The 701-nt window shown below is 62.8% G+C and carries 1 pseudogene; it reads right to left on the reverse strand.

Annotated elements, in window-relative coordinates:
- Positions 1–589: pseudogene (locus D3227_RS40530) on the reverse strand (pyruvate carboxylase); the annotation flags it as partial.
- Positions 590–701: the final 112 nt, after the last annotated feature.

Here is a 701-nt window from a genome sequence, read left to right on the forward strand (position 1 = left end):
GATAGACTTCCGAGGCCGGTCCTTTGAGGTCGCTCTCGAACGCGGCATACTGGTTGCGCACCGCTTCCCAGTAGAACGAGATGTGGCGGATCCATTGCGGGTCGAGGCCGGGGTCGCGCTCGGTGCCCTTGAGCGCCTCGACGATCGAGCCGAGACACGGTTGCGAAGTGTTGCCCGAGAAGGAGTCCATCGCTGCGTCGATGGCGTCGACACCACTCTCCACCGCCGCCAGCACCGTGGCCGCCGACAGGCCCGACGTGTCATGTGTGTGGAAATGGATCGGCAGGTCGGTCTCCTCGCGCAGCGCCTTGAACAGCACGCGCGCCGCACTTGGCTTCAGCAGCCCGGCCATATCCTTGACCGCGATGATATGGGCGCCCGCGGCCTGCAATTCCTTCGCCAGCCCGATATAATATTTGAGGTCGTATTTGGCCCGCGCCGGATCGAGTATGTCGCCGGTATAGCACATCGCCGCTTCGATCAGCTTGCCTTCGGCGCCGACCGCGTCCATGGCGACGCGCATGTTCTCGACCCAGTTCAGGCAGTCGAAGACGCGGAACAGGTCGACGCCGCCGCTAGAGCAGTTTCTGGATAATCACGGTTAGGCATCGTAGCCGGCGTGGGCGAACAGGTTTTCGCATTCTTTGGGGTGGAAACGATCGATGGCGACGGCCACGGCGTCCCATAATTCCGGGATGGAC

The sequence above is a fragment of the Mesorhizobium waimense genome, from assembly GCF_003601975.1.
Lineage (GTDB): Bacteria > Pseudomonadota > Alphaproteobacteria > Rhizobiales > Rhizobiaceae > Mesorhizobium > Mesorhizobium waimense.